Below are 25,517 nucleotides of genomic sequence, written 5' to 3'. Positions count from 1 at the left end.
AGCACATCTCCATTCCTGTCGCTGAAGCACGAGAGTTCTATCCTCTTTCTTCCGCTCAGAAGCGCTTATATATTCTACAGCAAATGGAAGGCTCTGAATTGAGCTATAACATGCCGGATGCCTTAGTATTAAAAGGCGATTTAGATCTTGAAAGATTAGAAGCCGTTTTTCAACAGTTAATTCAACGCCATGAAACATTACGAACGAGCTTCGAGATGATAGATGGAGAAGTAAAGCAACGTATACATCAAAAAGTAGACTTTAGTCTGGAATATATTGAGGTAAATGAAGAACTGGAAACAGCTATCGATGGCTTTATCCGAGTGTTCGATCTTGAAAAGCCGCCGTTATTACGCGTAGGAGTGACTACATTAAAAACAGGACTAAATCTTCTTGTATTAGATATGCACCATATCATTTCTGATGGATTCTCCATGGAGATCTTATCTGCTGAATTTGAAGCCCTATATTCAGGTCAAGTAGAGTTAACTCCTCTACGAATTCAATACAAGGATTACGCTGTGTGGCAGCAAGCAGAAATGCAAAGTGAGCGCCTTAAGAAGCAGGAAGATTATTGGCTTAACATTTTCAGTGGTGAGCTTCCAACTCTGGAACTACCTACTGATTATGAGCGTCCTAAAGTTCAAAGCTTTGAAGGAAATACTCTTGAATTTACTGTTGATTCGGAGCTCACAGCTTCCGTACAAAAGCTAGCAGAAAAATACGAAATCACACTCTATATGTTTTATTTAGCTGCCTACTCTGTACTCCTTGCGAAACACAGTGCACAAGAAGATATTGTGATTGGAGTACCTATCGCAGGAAGAACACACTCAGATTTAGAGCCATTGATTGGAATGTTTGTTAATACACTTGCTATTCGAAACTATCCATTTGCGGAAAAAAGCTTTGAGGAATTTTTACTTGAAGTGAAAGAAAGAGCTTTAGAAGCACATGAGAATCAGGAGTATCCTTTTGAAGAATTAGTTGAAAAATTAGATTTGAAACGAGACCTGAGTCGCAATCCTTTGTTCGATACGATGTTTGATCTTCAAGTTGAGGAAGAACAAAACATTCAAAAGAATGCCTCATTATCTGTTCTTCCGATGTACAACGATAAAGTGGCTAAATTCGATTTACTACTAAACATGAGTTTAGAGAGGGATGAAATGAAGGCTGAATTTCAATATTGCACGAAGCTATTTAAAAAGAATAGGATAGACCGTTTAAGCAAGGACCTAATTATGATCCTAAGTCAAATTTGCCAAGAGCCACAGATTCAATTAAAGAATATTAAAGTGAATGAAGCTAAGAAAAAGCGAGAAAATATTGTAGAATCTGTTGAGTTTTCTTTTTAGTTCTTATGAAATGAAGCAAGTATGTGCTGCTACTCAAAAGGCGGCACATACTTGCAAACATTAGAATAAAGGGTGAGGTGAGCACAAATGAAAACAGTTTATGAAAAGGAAGAAGCGTTTTGGAAGAAGCAGTTTTCTTCAGACGAAAGCATTATATCCCTTCCTTATAGCAAATTTGCTCTAAAAGATTTAGGAGATAGAGATAGAAACCATATTCAAGTTTCTAACCATACTTTATCACCAGAGGTAGCTCAAAAAATTCTAACCATTTCTAATGGTTCAAACATGGCTTTATTTATGATTTTGTTAGCTGGAGTTGAAGCCATACTCTACAAATATAGTTACGAAGAAAAAGAAAATATCATATTGGGAGTTCCAACGACTCAAGCAAATGGACATGCACCAGTTACTGATCTAGTTATTTTAAAAAATAAAATAAGTAACCAGCATACTTTTAAAACATTGTTAAATGAAATTAGATTATCTCTTCAAGAAACAATCAAATATCAAAATATTCCTTTCTGGAAAATGGTTGAAAATTTACATATTGAATATGATGAAAATGAATTACCGATCGTGAATACATTCGTTTCTCTGAAGGAACTCCATCAATTCGACTATAAACAGAGTATTGTGCCCGATATGATGTTCGAGTTCAGCTTAAAAAGTAGCTTGGTTCATGTCGATGTCATCTATAATGGGACTCATTTTGATCAAAACTTCATTTCACAACTTATCCAACATTTGAATCAGCTTTTTTCTATTGTTTTATTCCAACCGGAAATCGAAATACATAACATAGATATTCTATTACCAAATGAAAGAAATCAGCTATTACAAGATTTTAACGATACAGCGCAAGATTATCCCACTCAAAGAACAATCCATCAAATCTTTGAAGAACAAGCAGAGCGCACTCCTGATGCAGTTGCTGTTATTTTTGAAAATCGAAACATGACATACCGTGAACTAAATGAAAGAGCAAATCAATTAGCGCGAACCTTGAGAACCAAGGGAGTAAAGGCTGACCAGCTTGTGGGCGTTATGGCTGAACGTTCGTTTGAAATGATCATAGGGATCTATGCTGTCCTAAAAGCTGGTGGAGCTTATATACCAATCGATCCAACACATCCTGAAGAACGCATCCGCTATATAATGGAAGATGCTAATGCAGATGTCTTACTTGTACAGAGCCATTTACTAGATCGAATTTCCTTTAACGGAGAACAAATTGTATTGGAAGATGAAAAATCTTATCATGAGGACAGCTCGAACTTAGGAGAAATGAGTAGCCCTCAACATCTCGCTTATGTCATCTATACATCTGGTACAACAGGAAGACCAAAAGGAGTTATGATCGAACACCATTCCGCCATTAATAGAATCTTATGGATGCAAGAAAGATATCCTATTGACGCAAACGATACAATATTACAAAAAACAGCAGTAACCTTTGACGTTTCTGTCTGGGAGTTATTTTGGTGGGCTATGGTAGGCTCTAAAGTATGCCTCCTATCTGTCGGTGGTGAAAAAAATCCTGAAGAAATCTTAAATACAATTGAAGAGCACTCCATCACTACGATGCATTTTGTTCCAGCCATGCTTAGCGCCTTTCTCGAGTATCTGGAGCATCATTCGACTCAAGACTCACAGGATAAACTTAAATCACTAAGGCAGGTATTTGCTAGTGGTGAAGCATTAACTCCTAACCATGCAAACCGTTTTATGCAGCTTATTTCATCTGTCAATCAAGCTCAAATCATTAACTTATATGGACCAACAGAAGCGACCGTTGATGTATCCTACTTTGATTGCCCTGTAAATGATGAAATATTTATGGTACCTATAGGAAAACCAATTTCTAATATCCAGCTCTATATCGTAAATCAAAATAGACAATTGCAAGCAATAGGAGTACCAGGAGAACTATGCATTTCTGGTGTTGGACTAGCTCGAGGCTACTATAATCGTCCAGAGCTTACAGAGGAGAAGTTTGTACCTAATCCATTTGTAGCAGGGGAACGAATGTATCGTACAGGGGACTTAGCACGCTGGCTTCCGGATGGAAATATTGAATATCTAGGGCGAATTGATCATCAAGTAAAAATTCGGGGCTATCGAATTGAGCTTGGTGAGGTTGAAGCTCAACTGTTGAAAATTGATTCTATTCAAGAAGCGATTGTGCTTGCAAGAGAGGAGAAGACCGGTCAGAAACAATTATGTGCCTACTTTACTTCAAATCAAAAGCAGAGTATGAACGAGATTCGAGATGCTTTGTCGAAAGAGCTACCAGAGTACATGATTCCTGCGTACTTTGTGCAATTGCAGCAAATGCCCTTATCACCAAATGGAAAGATCGATCGGAAGGCTTTGCCAGTACCTGAAGAAAGCATTGAAAGTGGGACAACCTATGTAGCTCCACGAACAGAGGTGGAACGAACACTGGCAACTCTATGGCAGCAATTATTAGGAATTCCGAAAGTGGGGATTAATGACCATTTCTTTGCTCTTGGTGGAGATTCCATTAAGCTGATCCAGATATCCTCCAGACTGTATCAAGTAGGCTATAAGCTTGAAATGAAACATTTATTCAAGTACCCAACAATCGCTAAATTAAGTCCTTTTGTCCAAACAATTGATCGAACAATAGATCAAGCTGAAGTGAAGGGCGAGGCTAGGTTAACACCGATCCAAAGCTGGTTTTTTGAGAGAAATTGGGCTGATTCACACTACTTTAATCAAGCCACGATGCTTTATAAGAAAGAAGGCTTCACTGAAGCTGCACTTCGAAAAGTTTTACAAAAAATAGTAGAGCATCATGATGCGTTACGTACGGTATTTCGTCAGCAAGATCATAGTATTCAACCTTGGATTCGAGGAATAGATGAAGAGGAGCTTTTCACCCTAGAAGTATTTGATTTCCGCCAAGTAGCTGATTGTGCTAAGGCAATTGAAGATCAAGCTACTAAAATTCAAAGTAGTATTCACCTAAACGAAGGTCCTTTAATGAAGGTAGGCTTGTTTCATTGTGAAGACGGAGATCATTTGCTCATTGCGATACACCATTTAGTTATAGATGGCATCTCGTGGAGAATATTATTTGAAGATATTCAGATGGGCTATGAACAAGCGATACATGGGGAAGAGATCCGACTCCCACTAAAAACAGATTCCTACTTAAAATGGGCTGAAGATTTATCTGTTTATGCTGAAAATAAATTGATGGAGAAGGAAGCAGATTATTGGAGGCAGATTGCTCAACTCAAAACGGATTCTTTACCTAGAGAGCAGGTGCAGGATCAGGCATTGATTAGAGATCGTGAATCCCTTCATGTACAGTGGAGCCAAGAAGAAACGGAATTACTGTTGAAGCAAGTGCCTCAGGCATATAATACGGAAATAAACGATATTCTGTTAGTCGCATTAGCTAAAGCACTACATAAATGGAGTGGTTTAGAACGATTCAAAATACACATGGAAGGTCATGGTAGAGAAGAGATTCTTGAGAATATCGATATCACTCGAACAGTAGGATGGTTTACAAGTCTCTACCCAGTGGTGCTAGAAGTTGAACCAGATAAACAGCTGTCTTATCAGATTAAGAAAGTAAAAGAAAATCTGCGTCACATTCCACACAAAGGAATTGGCTATGGAGTGTGGAAGTATCTTTCTTCCTATTCGCAAGAGGTTGATTTTCAGGATGAAGCTGAAATTTGTTTTAACTATTTAGGTCAGTTTGATCAGGAACTAGAAAGTAATGAGCTATCTCCTTATTCAAGCGGTGCACAAAGAAGTAGTCAACAAAAGCAAACCTACGTTTTAGATATTAATGGGATGATTTCAGAGGGAGCTTTACTCTTTGACATTAGTTACAATGGCAAAGAATACAATCAGGAAAACATGACGCAGTTAGCCACATGCTTTAAGGAAAGTCTACAAGAGATAATTGCTCATTGTAGCGCCAAAGATCGTACTGAACTTACACCTAGTGATGTGTTATTACAAGAGGTAACACTTGAGGAACTAGATGAGATCGTTGCTCAAACCAAGCACATTGGACAAATTGAAAATCTATACAAACTGACACCCATGCAAAAAGGGATGTGGTTTCACAATCAAATGGATTCGCAGTCCGGAGCTTACTTCCAACAGCTCAGATTTGTTCTTCAAGGAGATTTAGATGTAGAAAAAATCAAAGAAAGCTTCTCTCTATTAATACAACGACATGCGATATTACGTACAAACTTCTACACAGGCTGGGATGAAGAACCTATACAAATAGTGTATAGAGATAAACCTGTCGAATTTTTCTACAATGATATTTCTGAAATGACTCAAAACGATCGTGACGAGAAAATGAATCTATTTCTGGAAGAAGATAAGGAGAGAGGCTTTGCCCTTGATCATGATGCATTGATCCGCTTATCGATCTTACGGACAGATGAGAAAGAGCACCATCTTATTTGGAGCTTCCATCACATTTTAATGGATGGCTGGTGTTTACCTATTCTTGTCACAGAAATGTTTGAAACTTACTTCGCGCTAGAAAATAATGATACGCCCGAGATGAATGTCGTTTCATCTTACAGTGATTATATTAAGTGGCTGCAAGAACAAGATACAGAAGAAGCCTCAGCCTATTGGAAAAGCTATTTAGAAGGATATGAGGGACAAACCGCATTGCCACAAGAGAGTGATCAACTGAAAGAAGTGGAATATGCTACAAAACGAATCCAGTGTAGCTTAGGCGAAGAATTAACAAATAAGATGAACATGATGGCAAAGCAGCACCAAGTAACAGTGAATACGCTGATACAAGTAGCTTGGGGTATTCTGTTGCAGAAATATAATGGCTCCAAGGATGTTGTTTTCGGCAGCGTAGTTTCTGGAAGACCCGCAGAAATTCCAGGTATTGAGGATATGATTGGGCTATTTATCAACACAACTCCTGTACGTATTCGTTGTGAGGCGGAAGAAGCCATTGGTGAAGTCATGAGAAGAACACAGGAGCAGGTTCTTTCTTCCCAATCCTATGATTTCTACCCATTATACGAGATTCAAGCACAATCGGATCAAAAACAAAATCTAATCAATCACATCATGGTCTTCGAAAACTATCCAGTAGAAGAGAAAATTGAAAAAACGGAAAGTGCTAATACAGGAAGTCTGGAAATTATGGATGTTAGCACTGAAGAACAAACAAACTATGACTTTAACCTAATTGTGTTACCAAGTGAAGAGCTACAGCTCAAAATGGAGTATAACGCAAATGTATTTACATCTGAAACGGTAGAAAGAATACAAAAACACTTAGTCCATTTTCTGAAACAAATTGCAAATACATCGGAATTATTGGTTAAAGATTTAGATGTAGCAACAGAAGAAGAGAAGATGCAGATTCTTCATGTATTTAATGAAACCGATGCAGATTACCCGAAAGAGAAAACAATCCATCAGTTATTCGAAGACAGGTAGCTCGCACTCCCGAATCCATCGCTGTGGTGTATGAGAACCAACAAATCAGCTACGGTGAATTAAATGAACGGGCAAACCAGCTAGCACGCACCTTGAGAGCAGAAGGTGTTAGCACAAATAACTTAGTAGCTATCATGGTCAATCGATCAATAGAGATGATTGTTGGTATTCTAGCAACGATTAAAGCCGGAGCAGCTTATGTACCAATTGATCCTGAATATCCTGAGGACCGTATTCATTTTATGTTAGAAGATTCAGGGGCACAAATCCTCTTATTACAGAAGGATTTACAAGACCAAGTATCTTTTAAAGGCACGATTTTGGCTATGGAAAACGAAGAAAATTATCACCATGATAAAACCAATCTTGATCAAGTCAATGAAGCGCATGATTTAGCTTATGTCATTTATACTTCTGGGACAACAGGTAAGCCAAAAGGTACGTTAATTGAACATAAAAATGTGGTACGACTCTTGTTTAACAATAAGAACCTGTTTGACTTTGATGCGAGTGATACATGGACATTATTCCATTCTTATTGCTTTGATTTCTCGGTTTGGGAAATGTACGGAGCCCTATTATATGGTGGAAAATTAGTGGTTGTTCCTTCATTGACGGCAAAGAGTCCAAATCAGTTTCTTCAGTTGTTGAAAGAACAAGAAATCACCATCTTAAATCAAACACCTACTTATTTTTATAAGGTACTCAAAGAAGAAGAAGTACACGGCGGGGAAGGCTTGCATTTACGCAAAATCATTTTTGGTGGAGAGGCTTTAAGTCCATATCTATTAAAAGAATGGAAAGCGAAATATCCTGACATTCAGCTCATCAATATGTATGGAATCACTGAAACAACGGTCCATGTAACTTATAAAGAAATTACGGAAGTAGAAATTGAGCAAGTGAAAAGCAATATTGGACGCCCCATCCCAACTTTACGTACCTATATTCTGGATGAACAAAAGAATCTACTTCCGATAGGGATCGTAGGAGAACTCTATGTGGCTGGAGAAGGGGTAGCTAGAGGTTACTTAAATCGTCCCGGATTGAACGCAGAAAAGTTTGTAGAGGACCCATTTGCACCTGGAAAACGGATGTACCGTTCTGGAGATCTAGCCCGCTGGCTGCCAGATGGCAATCTTGAATATATAGGAAGAATGGATCATCAAGTCAAAATTCGGGGCTATCGAATTGAACTGGGTGAAGTAGAGGCTCAGCTCTTAAGATTAGATTCGATTCAAGAAGGAATCGTGCTTGCAAACAAGGATGAAGCAGGGCAAGAGGATCTGTGCGCTTATTTTACAGCAAAAAGAGAGTGGAATGTTGGTGAACTAAGAACTGCACTGTCCCAAGTGTTGCCACACTATATGCTTCCGTCTTATTTTGTACAACTGGAGCAAATGCCACTAACCTCTAACGGAAAAATCGATCGTAAAGCTTTGCCAAAACCAGAGGGGCTAATACAAACAGGAACAGAATACGTAGCACCAAGAACGGCTGCTGAAAAGCAACTTGTAGAAATTTGGCAAGAAGTATTAGGAGTACAATCTATAGGAATAAAGGATCATTTCTTTGAATTAGGAGGGCACTCCTTACGTGCTACGACCTTAGTATCCAAGATCCACAAGGAAATGAATGTAGATCTTCCTTTAAGAACCGTGTTCCAATCACCAACGGTAGGGGCTATGGCGGAAGTCATTGCAGAAATGGAACAAGATCAGCATATCTCAATCCCTGTTGCTAGTAAAAGGGAGTTCTATCCTGTGTCATCTGCTCAAAAGCGCTTATATATCTTACAACAGTTAGAAGGCGCCGATATCAGCTATAACATGCCTAATGAAGTACTTGTCATTGGTTCATTGGACAAAAAGAAATTAGAAGAAACGTTTCGTCGATTAATTGAGCGTCATGATACGTTGCGAACCAGCTTTCAATTAGAAAATGGGGAGCCTGTACAATGTGTACATCCTGAGGTTTCTTTCCATGTCGAATATGAAAAGGCAACTGAAGAAGAGGCGAAAGAGATTGTCAGAAATTTTGTTCGAGTATTTGATTTAGAAAGCGCCCCTTTATTGCGAGTAGGATTAATTGAGTTATCGGAAGAACGTCACATTTTGATGTTAGATATGCATCACATCATCTCTGATGGTGTATCTATGGAGCTTCTGATTGATGAATTTGTTCAATTGTATGAAGGACAGGAACTGTCGCCACTTCGTATTCAGTACAAAGATTACGCTGTCTGGCAAGAATCTGAATTTCATAATGAACGGATGAAAAAGCAAGAACAATATTGGTTGAGTGCCTTTAGTGGGGACCTTCCTGTACTAGAATTGCCAACAGACTATGCTCGACCTGCTGTACAGAGCTTTGCGGGAGCAGCACATGAGTTTGTTATTGATCCAGCAATAAGCCATCAACTAAGACAGATTGCCAAACAAACAGGAACGACACTGTACATGGTTTTACTCGCTTCATTCAAGACTTTATTGCACAAATACAGTGGACAGGAAGACGTGATTGTAGGGACGCCTATTGCAGGCAGAGCACATGCTGATTTAGAGCCGATTATTGGGATGTTTGTTAATACTCTAGCCATTCGTAGTTATCCTACTAGTGAGATAACGTTTTTAGAATTCTTGGACGAGGTGAAGGAAACTACACTATTGGCCTATGAAAATCAGGAGTATCCATTCGAAGAGCTAGTAGAAAAAGTGAGTGTAGTAAGAGATTTAAGTCGAAATTCTCTATTTGACACCATGTTTTCATTACAAACGGCAAGAGAAAAAGAGAATGAAACAGAAATCGAAGAATTTCAGCTACAACCCTATCCAACTGAACATACAGTCGCAAAATTTGATTTGACCTTCAATGTCAAAGAATGGGAAGAAGGAATGGTCTGCAATATTGAGTATGCAACCTCTCTATTTAAGCAAGAAACAATTGAGCGAATGGCGAAGCATTTTACAAAAATCATTCAAAGCTTGACTCAGTATCCAGATGAAAAGCTTTCCTCTCTAGAAATCATGGAGGAAGAAGAGCAAGTAACGTTACTAGAGAAGCTCAATGATACACAAACAGACTATCCTAGAAATCAAACCATTCAAGAACTATTTGAAGAACAGGTAGAGAAGAATCCGCATGCTGTCGCAGTCGTTCATGGGGAACAAAGCTTAACTTACCTCATGCTCAATGAACGGGCTAATCGATTGGCACGAACATTGAGAGAGAAGGGTGTCGTAGCCGATCAGTTGGTAGGGATTATGACTGAACGTTCCTTAGATATGATTGTTGGGATCCTGGCGATCATCAAAGCTGGTGGAGCTATGTACCAATTGACCCAGAGTATCCAGAAGAGCGTATTCGCTATATGCTAGAAGATTCAGAAGTGCAAATGGTACTCGTACAGGAGCTATTAAAAGGAAGAATCCCAGCAACAAGCTCAATTGTAGTACTGGATAATGAAGAATCTTACGGTGAAGATGGTTCTAATCTAGAGCATATTAACGGCGCTGAGAATTTGGCTTATGTTATTTACACATCGGGTTCCACAGGAAAACCGAAAGGGAATTTAACGACTCATCGCAATATTGTTCGCGTCGTCAAAAAGACCAATTATATCGATATCACCGAGCAAGATCGCATTCTGCAATTATCAAGCTATGCCTTTGATGGTTCTACGTTCGATATCTATGGAGCCCTATTAAATGGAGCGAAGCTTGTCCTGATTCAGAAAGAAACATTGTTGGATGTAGGAAAACTAGCGAATCTGATTGAAGAAGAGAAGATTTCAGTAATGTTTATTACAACGGCATTCTTCAATGTTTTAGTTGATGTAAGAGTGGATTGTCTACAGCATATCCGAGCTATTTTATTCGGAGGAGAACGCGTTTCTGTTAGCCATGTTCGAAAAGCACTTGAACATCTAGGTCCAGGTAAGATCAAGCATGTATACGGTCCTACCGAAAGTACTGTATTTGCTACTGCGCATGATGTAGATGAAATAGAAGAAGGGAGCATTACGGTACCGATAGGTAAACCTATCAGCAACACCTCCATTTACATTCTAAATAAGGCAAACAAGCCACAGCCGATCGGAGTCGTTGGAGAACTGTGCATTGGAGGAGATGGCTTAGCTCGTGGATACCTAAATCGTGCTGATCTTACAGCAGAGAAATTCGTGGATCATCCCTTCATCTCAGGAGAAAAGCTGTATCGAACTGGGGATTTGGCTAGATGGTTAGCTAATGGAACGATTGAATACGTTGGAAGAATTGATCATCAGGTTAAAATTAGAGGATTCAGAATTGAGCTAGGAGAGATAGAGGCTCAACTATTGAAGGTTGAATCCGTTCAGGAAGCTGTAGTCATCGCAAGAGAAGATGAGGCGCAGAAACAATTATGTGCTTATTTTGTAGCAGACAAGGAGCTTAACATCAGTCAGCTTAGAGGCGAGCTATCACAAGAATTGCCAGCATACATGATTCCATCATACTTTGTTCAATTAAAACAAATGCCACTGACACCTAATGGGAAAATTGACAGCAAAGCCTTACCAAAACCAGACGGAAGTGTCCAAACTGGAACAGAGTACATGGCTCCAATGACCGAGATAGAAACAACCTTAGCGACCATATGGCAGGAAGTCTTAGGGATTTCTAAGATTGGTATACTTGATCATTTCTTTGAACTTGGCGGGGACTCAATTAAAGCCATTCAAATTTCTTCTAGGCTCTATCAAGCGGGCTATAAGATGGAGATGAAGGATTTATTTAAATATCCTTCCATCGCTAAATTAAGTAAGCATGTACAGGCCACAGGAAGAACCATTGATCAGGGAGATGTTCATGGTGAAGCTAAATTAACTCCTATTCAAACTTGGTTCTTTGAAAAAAATTGGGTCGACTCGCATCACTTTAACCAATCTGCGATGCTGTATAAGAAAGAAGGCTTTGACTTCACAGCGCTTCAAAAGCTGATGAAAAATATGATACAGCACCATGATGCTTTGCGTATGGTATACCGTCAAACGGATACAGGATATACAGCTTGGAATAGAAAGGCAGATGAAGATAATCTCTTCACCCTTGATGTCGTGGATCTAAGAAGTGATAAAGAAGTAGATGAAATCATTGAAACGAAAGCGAATGAGCTCCAAAGCAGTCTTCATTTACAGGAAGGACCTCTTATGAAGCTTAGATTATTCCAATGCTCGGATGGAGACCACTTGTTGATCGTCATTCATCATCTGGTAGTAGACATGGTATCATGGAGGATCTTATTTGAAGATATTTCTTCTGGTTATGATCAAGCGCTGAGAGGAGAAGAGATCCATCTCCCGCAAAAAACGGATTCGTTCTTGAAATGGGCAGAGCAATTAACTTCCTATGCCCAAAGTCCAGCAATGGAGAAAGAAGCGAGCTATTGGCAACAAATGAGTCAGCTAGAAACCCGACCTCTACCAAAGGATTACGATCCAGAGCAGAGTTCATTGGTCAAAGATAGTGTTTCCATACCTGTTAAGTGGAGCGTGGAGGAAACAGAGCAATTACTTAAGCAAGTACCACGAGCTTACAATACCGAAATTAACGATATTCTCTTAACTGTTGTAGGAATCGCTATGCAGAAATGGAATCAACTAGAACGTGTTAAGGTTAATTTAGAAGGTCATGGACGCGAAGAGATCATAAAAGATATAGACATCACACGTACGGTAGGATGGTTTACTAGTCAGTATCCTGTAGTAGTAGAAATAGAGCCTACCAAGAACTTAAGCTATCAGGTTAAAAAGGTTAAAGAAACACTCCGAAACATTCCGAATAAGGGAATCGGATATGGAATCTGGAAGTATTTAACACCTCATACAAATAAGGAAGAATGGGGTTCTGAACCTGAAATCAGCTTTAACTACTTAGGACAGTTTGATCAGGATCTTAAGAATAATGAATTGTCTTCTTATTCTAGTGGCTTAGAGTCCAGTGACAAGCAGCCGAGGAGATATACACTGGATATAAACGGGATGATATCAGCAGGCGAATTGATTCTGGATATCAACTACAGTGGTCTAGAATACCGTAGAGAAACAATGGAGTTTTTAGCAGGTTGCTTGAAAGAGAGCCTTCAAGAAGTCATTGCCCATTGTTTAGCACAAGAGCGACAGGTACTAACACCTAGTGATGTCTTATTGAAGGGAATTGAAATTGAGGAATTAGATCAATTGGTGGAGCAAAACAAACATATTGGTGAAATTGAAAATGTTTATCCGCTAACACCAATGCAGAAAGGGATGTGGTTCCATCATCAAATGGACCCACAATCGGGTGCATATTTTGAACAAATGGCGTTTAGCTTGCAGGGGAATGTTGACATTGACTTCTTTAAACAAAGCTTTGTTGAAGTTGTTCAAAGACACGCGATCTTACGAACAAACTTTTCTGTTGGCTGGAAAGAAGAACCGCTTCAGATTGTGTATAAAGGAAAGCCAGTAGACTTTACCTATGAAGACTTATCTGAAATGGCTATGAATGAATCTCAGACATATGTTGACCATTTTGTCAAAGCAGATAAGCAAAAAGGCTTCGATTTGGCACAAGATGCTCTTATGCGTCTTTCTATCCTGCGTATAGATGAAACAACCTATCGTTTCATTTGGAGCTTCCATCACATTTTGATGGACGGTTGGTGCTTGCCAATATTTATGAAAGAGCTGTTCCAAACCTATTTCTCTTACCTCAATCAGGAACAAGCTGAAATGGATGAGGTATTGTCCTACAGTGGATATATCGAGTGGCTAGAACAACAAGACAGTGCTACAGCTGCTTCCTACTGGAAAGAGTATTTAGCGGGATATGAACAACAAACATTGCCAATGCAAATACATTCGAAGGAAAAGTCTACTGAGTATAAAGGTCAGAAAATGATTTGTTCATTAGGGGAGTCATTGACCCAACGGATTACTCAAATTGCGCAAGAGCATGAAGTGACTGTCAATATCTTAGTACAATCAATATGGGGAATTTTATTGCAGAAATACACAGGATCAAACGACATTGTATTTGGAAGTGTCGTATCGGGTAGACCAGCCGAAATCTCTGGCATAGAGCAAATGATCGGATTATTTATCAACACCATACCTGTACGGATTTGTACAGAGGCAACACAGTCATTTGCCGAAGTGATCAAGCAAGCTCAAGAGCAAGCATTAGAGTCACAAGCCTACGATTATTTCCCTTTATACGAGATACAAGCATTGACAGAACAGAAGCAAAACCTAGTCAATCATATTATGGCATTTGAGAATTATCCTGTTGGAGAGCAGTTTGAGAAAACACAAGAAACCAGCAGTAATATCGACAATTTAAAAATAGTAGATATTGAAATGGAAGAACAAACCAACTACGATTTAAATATCGTCGTTAAGCCTATTGATGATATCGAAATTTCCGTAGAGTATAACGAAACGGTATATGAAAAATCAGCGATGGACAGAATGAGGGGGCATTTGCTACAGTTAATCGAACAAATTGTAGCTAATCCTCGAGCTTCCATAAATGAATTAAAGCTGGTAACGGAGCCAGAAAGAAATCAGCTCTTGAATCAATTTAATGACACAATAACGGAGTATCCAAGGGAGAAAACAATTCATCAGCTATTCGAGGAGCAAGTAGACGCTACACCTAATGCAATAGCCCTCGTATACGAGAATGAAGAGATGACCTATCGAGAACTTAATGAACATGCTAATCGATTAGCTCGCACCTTAAGAGAAAAAGGGATTCAAGCGGATCAATTAGTGGGGATCATGAGTGAGCGTTCCTTTGATATGATAGTGGGAATTCTAGCCATATTAAAAGCTGGAGGTGCCTATGTTCCACTCGATCCAGAATATCCTACAGAACGTATCCGTTATATAATCGAAGATTCCGGAGTGCAAATGGTTTTGGTTCAAGAGCATTTACAAGAACAAATTCCTGATCAAGCTTCCATCATTTTACTAGATGAGAAGAGCTCCTACCATGAGGATGCGACCAATCTTGAATGGAACAATGAATCTGAGAATCTGGCCTATGTCATTTATACTTCTGGGTCAACAGGAAAACCGAAAGGAAATCTAACAACCCATCGTAACATTGTACGAGTCGTAAAGGAAACGAATTATATTGAGATAAACAATCAGGATAGCGTACTTCAATTATCTAGCTACGCATTCGACGGCTCCACATTCGATATTTACGGCGCATTATTAAATGGAGCTAAGCTTGTGTTAATTCCAAAAGAGGTATTACTGGATATCTCTAACCTAGCTAATCTTATTGAACAACAGCAGATCTCTGTGATGTTCATTACCACTGCTCTATTTAACGTGCTTGTGGATGTCAAAGTCGATTGTCTAGAGCATGTCCGTTCCGTATTATTTGGCGGAGAACGTGTTTCAGTTAACCATGTACGTAAAGCTTTACAACATCTAGGACCAGGAAAAATCAAACATGTCTACGGTCCTACTGAAAGTACTGTCTTCGCTACGTGTCACGCTGTAGATGTAGTTGAAGATACAAGCATTACAGTTCCAATTGGAAAACCTATCAGCAACACAGAAATTTACATTCTAGATGAAGCCAACCAACTACAACCACTCGGTGTAGTAGGAGAGCTATGTATATCTGGAGATGGTTTAGCACGAGGCTACTTGAACCGAGATGATCTTACTGCTGAAAAATTCGTCGATAATCCCTTTGTAGAAGGTAAAAGAATGTATCGGACGGGCGATCTGGCGAAATGGCTGCCAGGTGGAGAGATCGAATATGTGGGAAGAATGGATCATCAAGTAAAAATACGTGGATTTAGAATTGAGCTAGGTGAGATAGAAGCAGCTATGCTACAAATCGACTCCATTCAAGAAGCCATTGTCATAACGATTGATGGAGATTCTGATCAGAAGCAGCTATGTGCTTATTATGTTGCCGATCAAAATTTGAATAGTAAAACCCTTAAGGAAACATTGTCTCACAAGCTACCTAGATACATGATTCCAGCCTATTTTGTACAAATGGAGCAGATGCCGTTGACGCCGAATGGTAAGGTTGACCGCAAGCAATTACCAGCTCCAGACGGTGGTATTCATACTAGAGCTGAATTTGTAGCGCCACGGACAGCTGAAGAAGAAAAATTGGCACAAATCTGGAAAGAAGTGCTAGAGGTACAAACAGTCGGTGTGAAAGACAACTTCTTCGACCTAGGTGGTCACTCATTAAAGCTGATGCAGCTCGTTCACAAAATTCGTTCAGAAACGGAAGTTGAGATGCCGCTAAACAAACTATTTGAAAAACCTTCTTTAGAAGAAATGGCAAAAGAATTAGCTGAACGTATTTTAAGACTTAAGTATGTGAAAAAGTTTGAAGAAGAAGAAGCGACTCAAATCACTAAGCTTAATGAGAACGGAAAGTTCAATGTATTCTGCTTCCCTCCTGGTGGTGGATATGGTTTATCCTATCTTGACATGGCACAATTGCTCGAAAATCAATATGTCGTATATGGTCTAGATTTCATAGAAAACTTAGATTATGAGCAAATGCTTGAACAGTACGTTGATTTGATTCTGACTGTACAAGATCAGTCACCATTTGTCTTCTTGGGATATTCGATTGGTGGAAATTTAGCGTTTGAAGTGGCAAAAGTCATGGAGAAAAAAGGCTACGAGGTATCGGATATCATCATGGTAGATATAGATAGGAGAAATACTTTCCTAGAGTTTACACCTGAGCAGCTTGATGAGCTTGTAGAATCACTTGTAGAAGGTGTTGAAGAACATTATGCAAATCCAATGAGAAGACAAATCAACGCCTATTTGAACTATGTTAGTCAACTGATTAACTCAGGAGAAGTACAAGCTGACATTCATGGTTTAGTAGCTAGACATATACAAATTGAAAATACAAAAGAAAGCAATGAACTCCTTTGGAGAGAAGCTACCTTGAAAGGATACACAGAATACATGGTGATGGGTGACCATGAAGAAGTCTTTGAACCTCAGTATATAACTGAAAACCTAAATATCCTTAGAGAAATTCTTAACAAGATTCATGAAAAAAATACTTCTCTAGTAAAGTCTGTTTAGAAAGAAATACACAATAGACAAGGGGTGAAGGATAGGTAAGAGGGATTGAGGCATGATGATCTAGTCGAAAACAGTCATGCCTCCTCTTACAAAATGAAGAGACACCACCCTATTGTAAGATTCTAATTTTGAGAGGAAAGAAGCTATGAATAAAATGAAATTATTTTGCTTTCCATACGCTGGTGGCTCATCGGATGTGTATCGAAACTGGAAAAAGTATTTAGATCCTTCGATTGAATTATACCCTGTAGAGCTTTCCGGTAGAGGAAGAAGAATGAGTGAACCACTATATGAGAATATGCAGGAATTAATAGAGGATGTTTTTCGTAAGATTGAACCTGAACTGAAGAATAGTACCTACGCATTTTTTGGTCATAGCTTAGGTAGCATGGTTGTCTTTGAGCTTGCTAGAAAATTATTACAGGATAATATCCAATTACCTGAGGTTCTATTTGTTTCAGGTCGTAAAGCTCCTCATCTAAAAAGAAAGCCAGACGAAAAATTAACTCATATATTAAATGAGGAAGAATTTATCGAAGAAATTATGAAATTAGGCGGTACGCCAAAAGAACTATTGGAGCACAAAGAATTACTAGATCTTTTTCTACCAGTGATAAGAAAGGATTATAAAATTGCTGAACAATACGTTTTTAATGATAAAAATGTCCAATTCAACAGCGATTTAGTCGTATTATATGGTACGAAAGACGAAGCTACCTATGAAGAAATGCTGGAGTGGAAAGCTTATTCTTCACGCGATTGTAACTTTTACTCATTTGAGGACGGGCATTTCTTTATCAATAGTTACACACAGCAAATTGTTGATCTCATTAATAACAAACTGAAGGTGAAAAGTCAGCATACCTTTACTCTATAGAAACAAGATAGCACAAGTGATCCTATAGGGTTGAGGAATGTATATGTTATGGACTCTTCTATAAAGATTGTCACCCTTCTGAAAGGGGAAAAAAAGTGAGTACAGAAAAACAAAAAAGTAAGGATGAAGGTTGGAAATCGATTTTTTGGATAACCCTTTTATGAAACCTTATGTAGGTTTATTTATTGTCGGGGTTATTGCTTCAGTGACAGTCGCTTCTCTTCAGATCCTGTTTGCTTACTTATCAGAACAAGCACTGCAACAATTGGACGCAGGAAGCGATATTCAAGGGATACTTCAAATCGCCGGCTTAATCGCCTTATGCATTCCTCTTGGAGTCATAGGAAAGTTTTTTATGGAGTATGCCCCAACAAGAGTCAGTGCCTTTGCCATGAAAGACATACGCAACCACTTAGTATCTCATATAGGGCAATTACCTATCTCTTTCTTAGAAAAACAGCATTCAGGAGATCTTATTTCTAAAATATCAAATGATCTTCGTATTATCGAAAATTATTTGAAGGAACAGTATATCCAGTGGTTCTATCAACCAGTCATCTTTTTTGGAGCATTCGCTTATCTGTTTACAATAAATTGGAAGTTGGTCATTGCTAGTCTGGTGTTTTTTCCTGTTGCCATGTTATTCATTATTTTGTTGGCAAAGCCTTAGAAAAATTAACGGGCGAGGTTCAGGAGCATATGGGACAAACAAATACAATTTTACAAGATACGTTAGGAGGAATGGCTCTCGTTAAATCTTATCTGCTGAAAGGGACATTATTTAATAAGTATCGCTCGTTTCTTCAGTTAGAAACAGAAAAGAAACTAAGAATGGTAAAACGAGAATTGTCAATCCTTCCTATTATGCTTTTAATGCTGTCGAGTCCAACCATTTTAAGTATTCTTGTTGGAAGCTACTTAATTTTAAACCAAGAGATAACGGGAGCAGAATTGTTCATCTTTATCTATTTACTTGGAATTAGCTTGGGACCCGTTGCCAAATTCCCAGAAATGTTTATTAATTTATTTGAGTTAAAAGGGGCTAGCAAACGTGTTTTTCAGCTCTTAAACCACCCAAAAGAAAATCATGAGATGAAGGATGTTCAAATATCTCCACAATCCATACCGATTGATTTTGAACATGTTCAATTTTCCTATGAAGAAAATACGCCTGCTATCCTTCATGATTTTGATGGGAAATTACATAAGGGACAAACCATTGCCTTGGTTGGAGCAAGTGGAGGAGGAAAAAGTACAGTATTTAAACTATTATGCGGATTCTATCCACTAGCTGAAGGGCAAGGAAATATTAAATTGTTTGGCGAATCGATTAAGCGCTGGAATCCAACTCAATTAAGAGCCAATATCTCATTAGTAACTCAAGAATCCTATTTGTTTAGCGGGACAATATATGACAATATTGCATTTGGACGAAAGGATGCAACGATGGATGAAGTGATAGAAGCAGCTAAATCAGCGAATGCTCATTCCTTTATTATGGAATTGCCACAGGGTTATCAAACGGAAGTAGGCGAAAGGGGTTCCGGGCTTTCTGGTGGTCAACGTCAGAGAGTGGCTATCGCACGTGCCTTGTTAAAGGATGCACCCATTCTTTTATTAGATGAACCTACATCAGCACTCGATACGGAATCAGAATTTCTGGTGCAGCAAGCTCTCTCTAGCTTAATGAGTGAAAGAACAACTATGGTGATTGCCCATCGTTTAACGACCATTCAAAATGCGAATGAGATCTGGGTGATGGAAGAAGGAAGAATTGTAGAGCGAGGCAACCACCAAGCATTATTAGCTAAAAACGGGTTATATACCAAGCTCTATAACAAACAATTTGACGAGAAATCGTTGTCGCAAAGGGGTGAGTGTGATCATGCAGTTCAGCAAATTTAAAACATACGTTCGAGAAGGCTGGCAGATGCTGAATTTCATGAGTTCACATCGCAAAGTTCCCTATTTTATTGGTAGTATTCTTTCAAGCTTGCTTCAAGCCTTATTTGCGATTGTTTTTGGATTAGCCATGCGAGACTTAATTGCATTTACTCAAACGGGTGACAACACATTTTTAGAGAAGGCTGTATTAATGCTGGGTGGTCAAATCCTACTCATTGTTTTGCTTCTGCCTTTTGTCACCTATCTGTATACACGCAGTGTGGTATTAACCATTCAAGAAATTCGTGAACAGCTGTTTATGAAAATAAGCAACCTTTCTACAGCTTATCTAGAAAATACACACAGTGGTGATTTATTATCTAGAGTAAATAATGATGTAACGGTGATCGAAGCCACGTTTAAAGAACATTATCAATCACTCACCGTTCAATTTTTTACGGTTACAGGCTGTTTAGCTGCTATGTTTTATCTCAATTGGATGTTTGCTTGTTTTGTTTTACTAATTGTCCTGTTAGTCATGTATGTAAATATACGATTTACTAATTCAATTCGAGAAATCAATAATCAAATTCAAGGTATACTTGGCAAAACAACCGGAAAATTCTCTGAATTTGTAACAGGCATTCACCTGATCAAGATGTTTCATATCACTCATATTTATAAACAGTACCAAAAATATAACCAAGAAACAGCAGAATATTCTAATACGTTAGGCAAGACCAAGGGAAAGCTTGAAGCCACAAATCACTTTTTGAGTTTGTTTTCGTTCTCTGGAGTCTTAATAGCTGGACTCATCTTCTATTACTATGGTTACATGGGACTGGATGTAGTGATAGGTTTCGTCATGCTACAGCTTTATGTCACACAAATCATTTTAGAAACAGGCGATACTGTTTCAAGAATACAGACTTCATTTGCAGGAGCACAGAGAATTAATGAGCTGTTTGATGAAGAGGAGGAGCCGTCTCGAATGGGAGAGAGGGTACAAAGCCCCCCTTCGAATGAAGCCTTAGAGCTACGTAACATTGATTTTTCTTATGATAAAAAATCGTCTGTACTACAGAACCTTTCTATGAAAGTACCACCAGAACAAGTCATTGCCATAGTTGGAGCTAGTGGAAGTGGAAAAAGTACATTAATGAAACTATTATTAGGCTTTTATCCCATCGAAAAAGGCGAAATCCTGATTCAAGGACAATCTTTCTACCAATACTCAATTGATGAATTACGACAGCTTATCGCTTATGTTCCACAAGATGCTTATTTATTCACTGGATCGATTGAAGAAAATATTAGACATGGTAATCCTCATGCCACAATGGAAGAAATAGAGAAGGCGACAAAAGCAGCGTATGCCCATGACTTTATTATGGAATTGCCAGATGGGTATCAGACGATCTTAGGTGAACGAGGAGTCACTCTTTCTGGTGGACAGAAACAACGGATCGCTATTGCTAGGGCACTACTTAAAAATGCTTCCATCTTACTTTTGGATGAAGCAACTTCTGCCTTGGATAACGAAGCAGAATATTGGGTGCAAAAAGCACTAAACAGCTTAATGCAGGGACGAACTACGATAGTGATTGCCCATCGATTATCTACTATTGAAAATGCGGATCAGATTTATGTTATGGACGGAGGCAAAATTGTCGAACAGGGAACGCATCGCGAATTATTAAACCTCAATGGTATTTACACTAAACTGTATGAAGAGCAATTTCAGCAGGAAGCCATTTAGTCAGAAGTAAGAATACCAATGTGCTTAGAATAAAAGTAGGGGTGAATACAAGTGAAACCAACAAATGAAGAAGAATTCTGGAGAGAGCAGTTTTCGAGTGGTCAAAGCATCATTTCTTTACCTTATAATAATCTATCGCAAGGATCGTTAAACAAAGAACAATCCTATACGGTTCATTCTTTTCAAAGTGTATTATCGCCTGAGATTTCACACAAATTGATTTCTATTACAAAAGGCTCCAATATGGGGTTGTTTATCATCTTGTTAGCAGGAGTACAGGCTTTATTACATAAATATACAGATGAAGAGGATGTCATCTTGGGAATTCCAGCTTTGCCAGAAGATGATGATGAATTGAGTCCAATCAATGATATTATCATGATCAAAAATCAGTTTAATAGAAATCAATCATTTAGACTTCTATTGAATGAGGTGAAGCTATCTGTTCAGGAAGCAATTGAAAATCAAAATATACCATTTTGGAAAATGATACAAAATCTCCATATTGAACATGATGTAAATGGACTACCCGTGATTAATACACTTGTTTCTTATAAACAGCTCCATCCATTTGATTATTCTAAAGAAATCCGAACAGATATCATTTTTGAATTTGATTTGGTTGATAATGACATAGTCTTAAACGTCAAATATAACGATCATCATTACTATCAATCATTTATCTCACAGATGATTAATCATTTGAATCAGTTGTTTTCAGGTGTGTTACAGCAACCTGAACTGGAACTACATAAGCTAGATCTTTTATTGGAAAATGAACGAAATCAACTTTTACATGATTTTAATTCTACAACGGCAGAACATCAAAAAGAAAAAGCTATTCATCAGCTCTTCGAGGATCAAGTAAGCCGATCTCCAGATGCCATCGCCGTCATATTTGATGATGAGAAATGGACCTATAGAGAACTGAATGACCGAGCCAATCAATTGGCACATACCCTTAGAGCAAACGGTATTCAAGCTGAACAATTGGTAGGTCTTATGGTTGAACGTTCCTTTCATATGATTGTAGGTATGCTAGCCATTCTAAAAGCGGGTGGTGCTTACGTCCCTATTGATCCTGAATATCCTGAAGAGCGTGTACGCTATATGCTACAAGATTCGGGAGCACAGATATTGCTTACCCAAAGTGAACTTGTTCATCACATTTCTTTTGAAGGAAAAACCATCTTATTGGAAAATCAAGATCAATACCATGATGATCGCTCTAATCTAGAGTATCAGTACAACCCAAATCATTTGGCTTACGTTATCTATACCTCAGGAACGACAGGAAATCCAAAGGGTGTGATGGTGGAACACGCTAATTTGGTAGACTATGTGCAGACTTTTGTACAGGAATTTCAAATTGTGCAAGATGATCACTTTTTACAGCAAGCTTCTATTTCCTTTGATACTTCTGTTGAGGAGCTTTATCCTCCCTTGGTAACGGGGGCTAGCCTAGTGATTACTAGTAAGGATGATATGCTAGATTCCAAGATCCTGGCAGAGAAAATAGCTCAAGAAAAAATAAGCATTGTTTCCTGCTCACCACTACTGCTTAACGAGTTAAATAAACATTTACATGATCATTCCGTTCGGATATTCATTTCGGGGGGAGATGTCCTATTTAAGAGCCATTTCTTAAATCTTGTCCCAGCGAAAGTCTATAATACCTATGGACCGACAGAGGGAACTGTATGTGCAACCTATTATCAATGTACCTATGATGAACAACAAAGTATCCCTATTGGAAAGCCAATCGCCAATAAAAAGGTCTACATCTTAAACGCTTCTAATCAGCTTCAGCCAATTGGAGTTCCAGGAGAGCTTTGTGTGGCTGGAACTGGAGTGGCACGCGGGTACTTAAATAGACCTGAATTAACAGCTGAAAAATTTGTAGCCAATCCTTTTGAGCCTAGCGAGGTCATGTATCGTACGGGAGATGCAGCACGTTGGCTGCCAGATGGAAACATTGAGTATATAGGTCGACTAGATAACCAAGTCAAAATACGAGGCTATCGTATTGAGCTTGGGGAAGTGGAAGCACAATTGTTGAATATCGATTCCGTGCAAGAAGCTGTAGTTACTGCTCATGAAGATACATCAGGTGAAAAAAATCTTTGTGCTTATTATGTTTCCTCTCTGACATGGAGTATAAGTGAGTTGAGAGAAAAATTAGTACAGGCATTGCCAGCCTATATGATACCAACCTATTTTGTACAGTTGGAGCAGTTACCTACAACTTCTAATGGAAAGGTAGATCGCAAGGCTCTTCCAGCACCAGAAGCGGCGCTCCAATCAAGCGCTGAATATGTGGCTCCACGGACAGAAGAAGAAGAAAAGCTGGTTCAAATCTGGCGAGAAGTACTAGGTGTAGAAAAAATCGGGGTCAAGGATCATTTTTTTGATTTAGGTGGGCACTCCCTACGAGCGATGAATTTGGTATCCAAAATCAACAAAGAAATGAATGTCAATTTACCTTTGCGAGCCGTGTTTCGCTCTCCAACTGTAGAAGCTATGGCAGAAGTGATTGGAGGACTAGAAAAGAACCAACACATGTCCATTCCAAAAGTGAGCGACAGCGATGTTTATCCGGTTTCTTCAGCACAAAAACGATTATATATTTTACATCAGCTTGTAGGCGGGGAACAAAGCTACAATATGCCTAGTGAACTGATCTTAGAAGGACCTCTAGATCGAGAGCGGCTAGAGAATGTATTCCTTGAGCTTATTCACCGTCATGAAACGTTGAGAACCTGCTTTGAAATGGTAGAGGGAGAACCCGTACAACGGATTCAGTCAGATGTCCACTTCGAAATGCCGTATATACAAGCAGGAGAAAAGGAAATAAACGAGATTGTTCAAGATTTTGTCCGTCCCTTCGATTTAGAAAAAGCCCCTCTGTTACGAGTTGGCTTGGTTGAAGAGCATAAAGACCGTCATATTTTGATGTTGGATATGCATCATATTATCTCTGATGGTGTTTCTATAGAAATTCTCATTCATGAGCTTGTTCAGTTATATCATGGGAAAGAATTATCTCCACTTCGAATTCAATATAAAGATTATGCTGTTTGGCAACAATCTGAAGTCCAAAGTGAGCAAATGAAACAACAGGAAGCCTATTGGCTAAAGTCCTTTGCTAATGAATTACCAGTACTGGAGCTACCAACAGACTATCCACGACCAGCCGTTCAAAATTTTGCTGGAAGTTTATACGAGTTTGTGATTGATCAGGATATAAGTAAAAAAATAGAAAAGGTAGCAAACCAATCTGGGGCAACCATGTACATGGTGTTATTGGCGGCTTACAAAACGTTACTCTATAAATATAGTGGACAAGAAGACCTTATTGTCGGTACACCGATTGCTGGTAGACAGCATGCAGATTTAGAACCGCTAATTGGGATGTTCGTTAACACTTTAGCGATTCGCAGCTATCCTTCTGGTGAGAAGACTTTTAAAGAGTTTCTAGAGGAAGTGAAGGAAACAACTCTAGAAGCATATGAAAATCAGGATTATCCATTTGAAGAACTTGTGGAGAACTTGAATCTAGGACGGGATCTCAGCCGCAATGTTTTGTTTGACACGCTGTTCGCCTTACAAAACACAGAGCAAGAGAAGCTAGAACTTGAAGGTCTAAACATAAAGCCTTACCCTCAGGAGCATAAAGTAGCAAAATTCGATTTAACGTTTACGATCGAAGAAGCTGAAGAAGGTTTATTATGTGAGATTGAATACGCAACAACACTATATAACCATGTTACTATCGAACGAATGGCGACTCACTTTAAAGAGCTTCTTGAAGCAGTAGTAGAAAGCCCTGAAGAAACGCTGGCTTCCTATCATATGATTCCGGATGAAGAAAAGAAACAGCTCCTATACAGCTTTAACGATACCAGAGCGGACTATCCAACAGAGAAAGCGGTACATCAGTTGTTCGAAGAGCAAGTGGAACGAACACCAGATGCAGTGGCAGTTGTACAGAACGGTCAGTCATTGACCTACGGCGAATTAAATGAACGAGCCAACCAATTAGCACGTACC

Annotated in this window: 7 protein-coding genes and 2 pseudogenes; all 9 read left to right on the top strand. The window is 38.8% G+C overall.

Features of this window, described 5'->3' with window-relative positions; all coding sequences use genetic code 11:
* Window positions 1-1,358 (top strand): condensation domain-containing protein (locus JCM10596_RS21005; RefSeq protein WP_025028792.1); only part of this gene is annotated, 1,358 nt, incomplete at its 5' end.
* Window positions 1,359-1,445: 87 nt separating this feature from the next.
* Entirely contained in the window at window positions 1,446-6,833 is a 5,388-nt protein-coding gene (locus JCM10596_RS26865; RefSeq protein ID WP_051541402.1) for a non-ribosomal peptide synthetase, read from the top strand.
* Window positions 6,834-6,856: 23 nt separating this feature from the next.
* Window positions 6,857-13,042: pseudogene (locus tag JCM10596_RS31530) on the top strand (amino acid adenylation domain-containing protein); the annotation flags it as partial.
* Window positions 13,043-13,053: 11 nt separating this feature from the next.
* Entirely contained in the window at window positions 13,054-16,947 is a 3,894-nt protein-coding gene (locus JCM10596_RS31525) for a non-ribosomal peptide synthetase (protein ID WP_369345680.1), read from the top strand.
* 145 nt (window positions 16,948-17,092) lie between these two features.
* Window positions 17,093-17,824 carry a thioesterase II family protein gene (locus JCM10596_RS20990; protein ID WP_025028791.1) on the top strand — a complete coding sequence of 244 codons (732 nt, stop codon included), beginning with the start codon at window positions 17,093-17,095 and terminating at the stop codon, window positions 17,822-17,824.
* 160 nt (window positions 17,825-17,984) lie between these two features.
* Window positions 17,985-18,760, top strand: a pseudogene (locus tag JCM10596_RS30580) (ABC transporter transmembrane domain-containing protein); the annotation flags it as partial.
* Between the two features lie 75 nt (window positions 18,761-18,835).
* Window positions 18,836-19,729, top strand: a complete 894-nt coding sequence (locus JCM10596_RS26855) for an ABC transporter ATP-binding protein (protein WP_369345679.1) — start codon at window positions 18,836-18,838, stop codon at window positions 19,727-19,729.
* A complete protein-coding gene (locus tag JCM10596_RS20980; protein WP_025028790.1) occupies window positions 19,710-21,467 on the top strand; it encodes an ABC transporter ATP-binding protein in 1,758 nt (585 codons plus the stop codon). The genes JCM10596_RS26855 and JCM10596_RS20980 overlap by 20 nt, the downstream gene beginning before the upstream one ends.
* A 51-nt stretch (window positions 21,468-21,518) precedes the next feature.
* Window positions 21,519-25,517: non-ribosomal peptide synthetase (locus JCM10596_RS20975; RefSeq protein WP_025028789.1), on the top strand; the 3,999-nt coding region annotated here is incomplete at its 3' end.

The organism is Caldalkalibacillus mannanilyticus JCM 10596 (assembly GCF_000615945.1).
GTDB lineage: Bacteria > Bacillota > Bacilli > Caldalkalibacillales > JCM-10596 > Bacillus_AT > Bacillus_AT mannanilyticus.
This window is presented reverse-complemented; position numbering and strand designations above follow the sequence as displayed.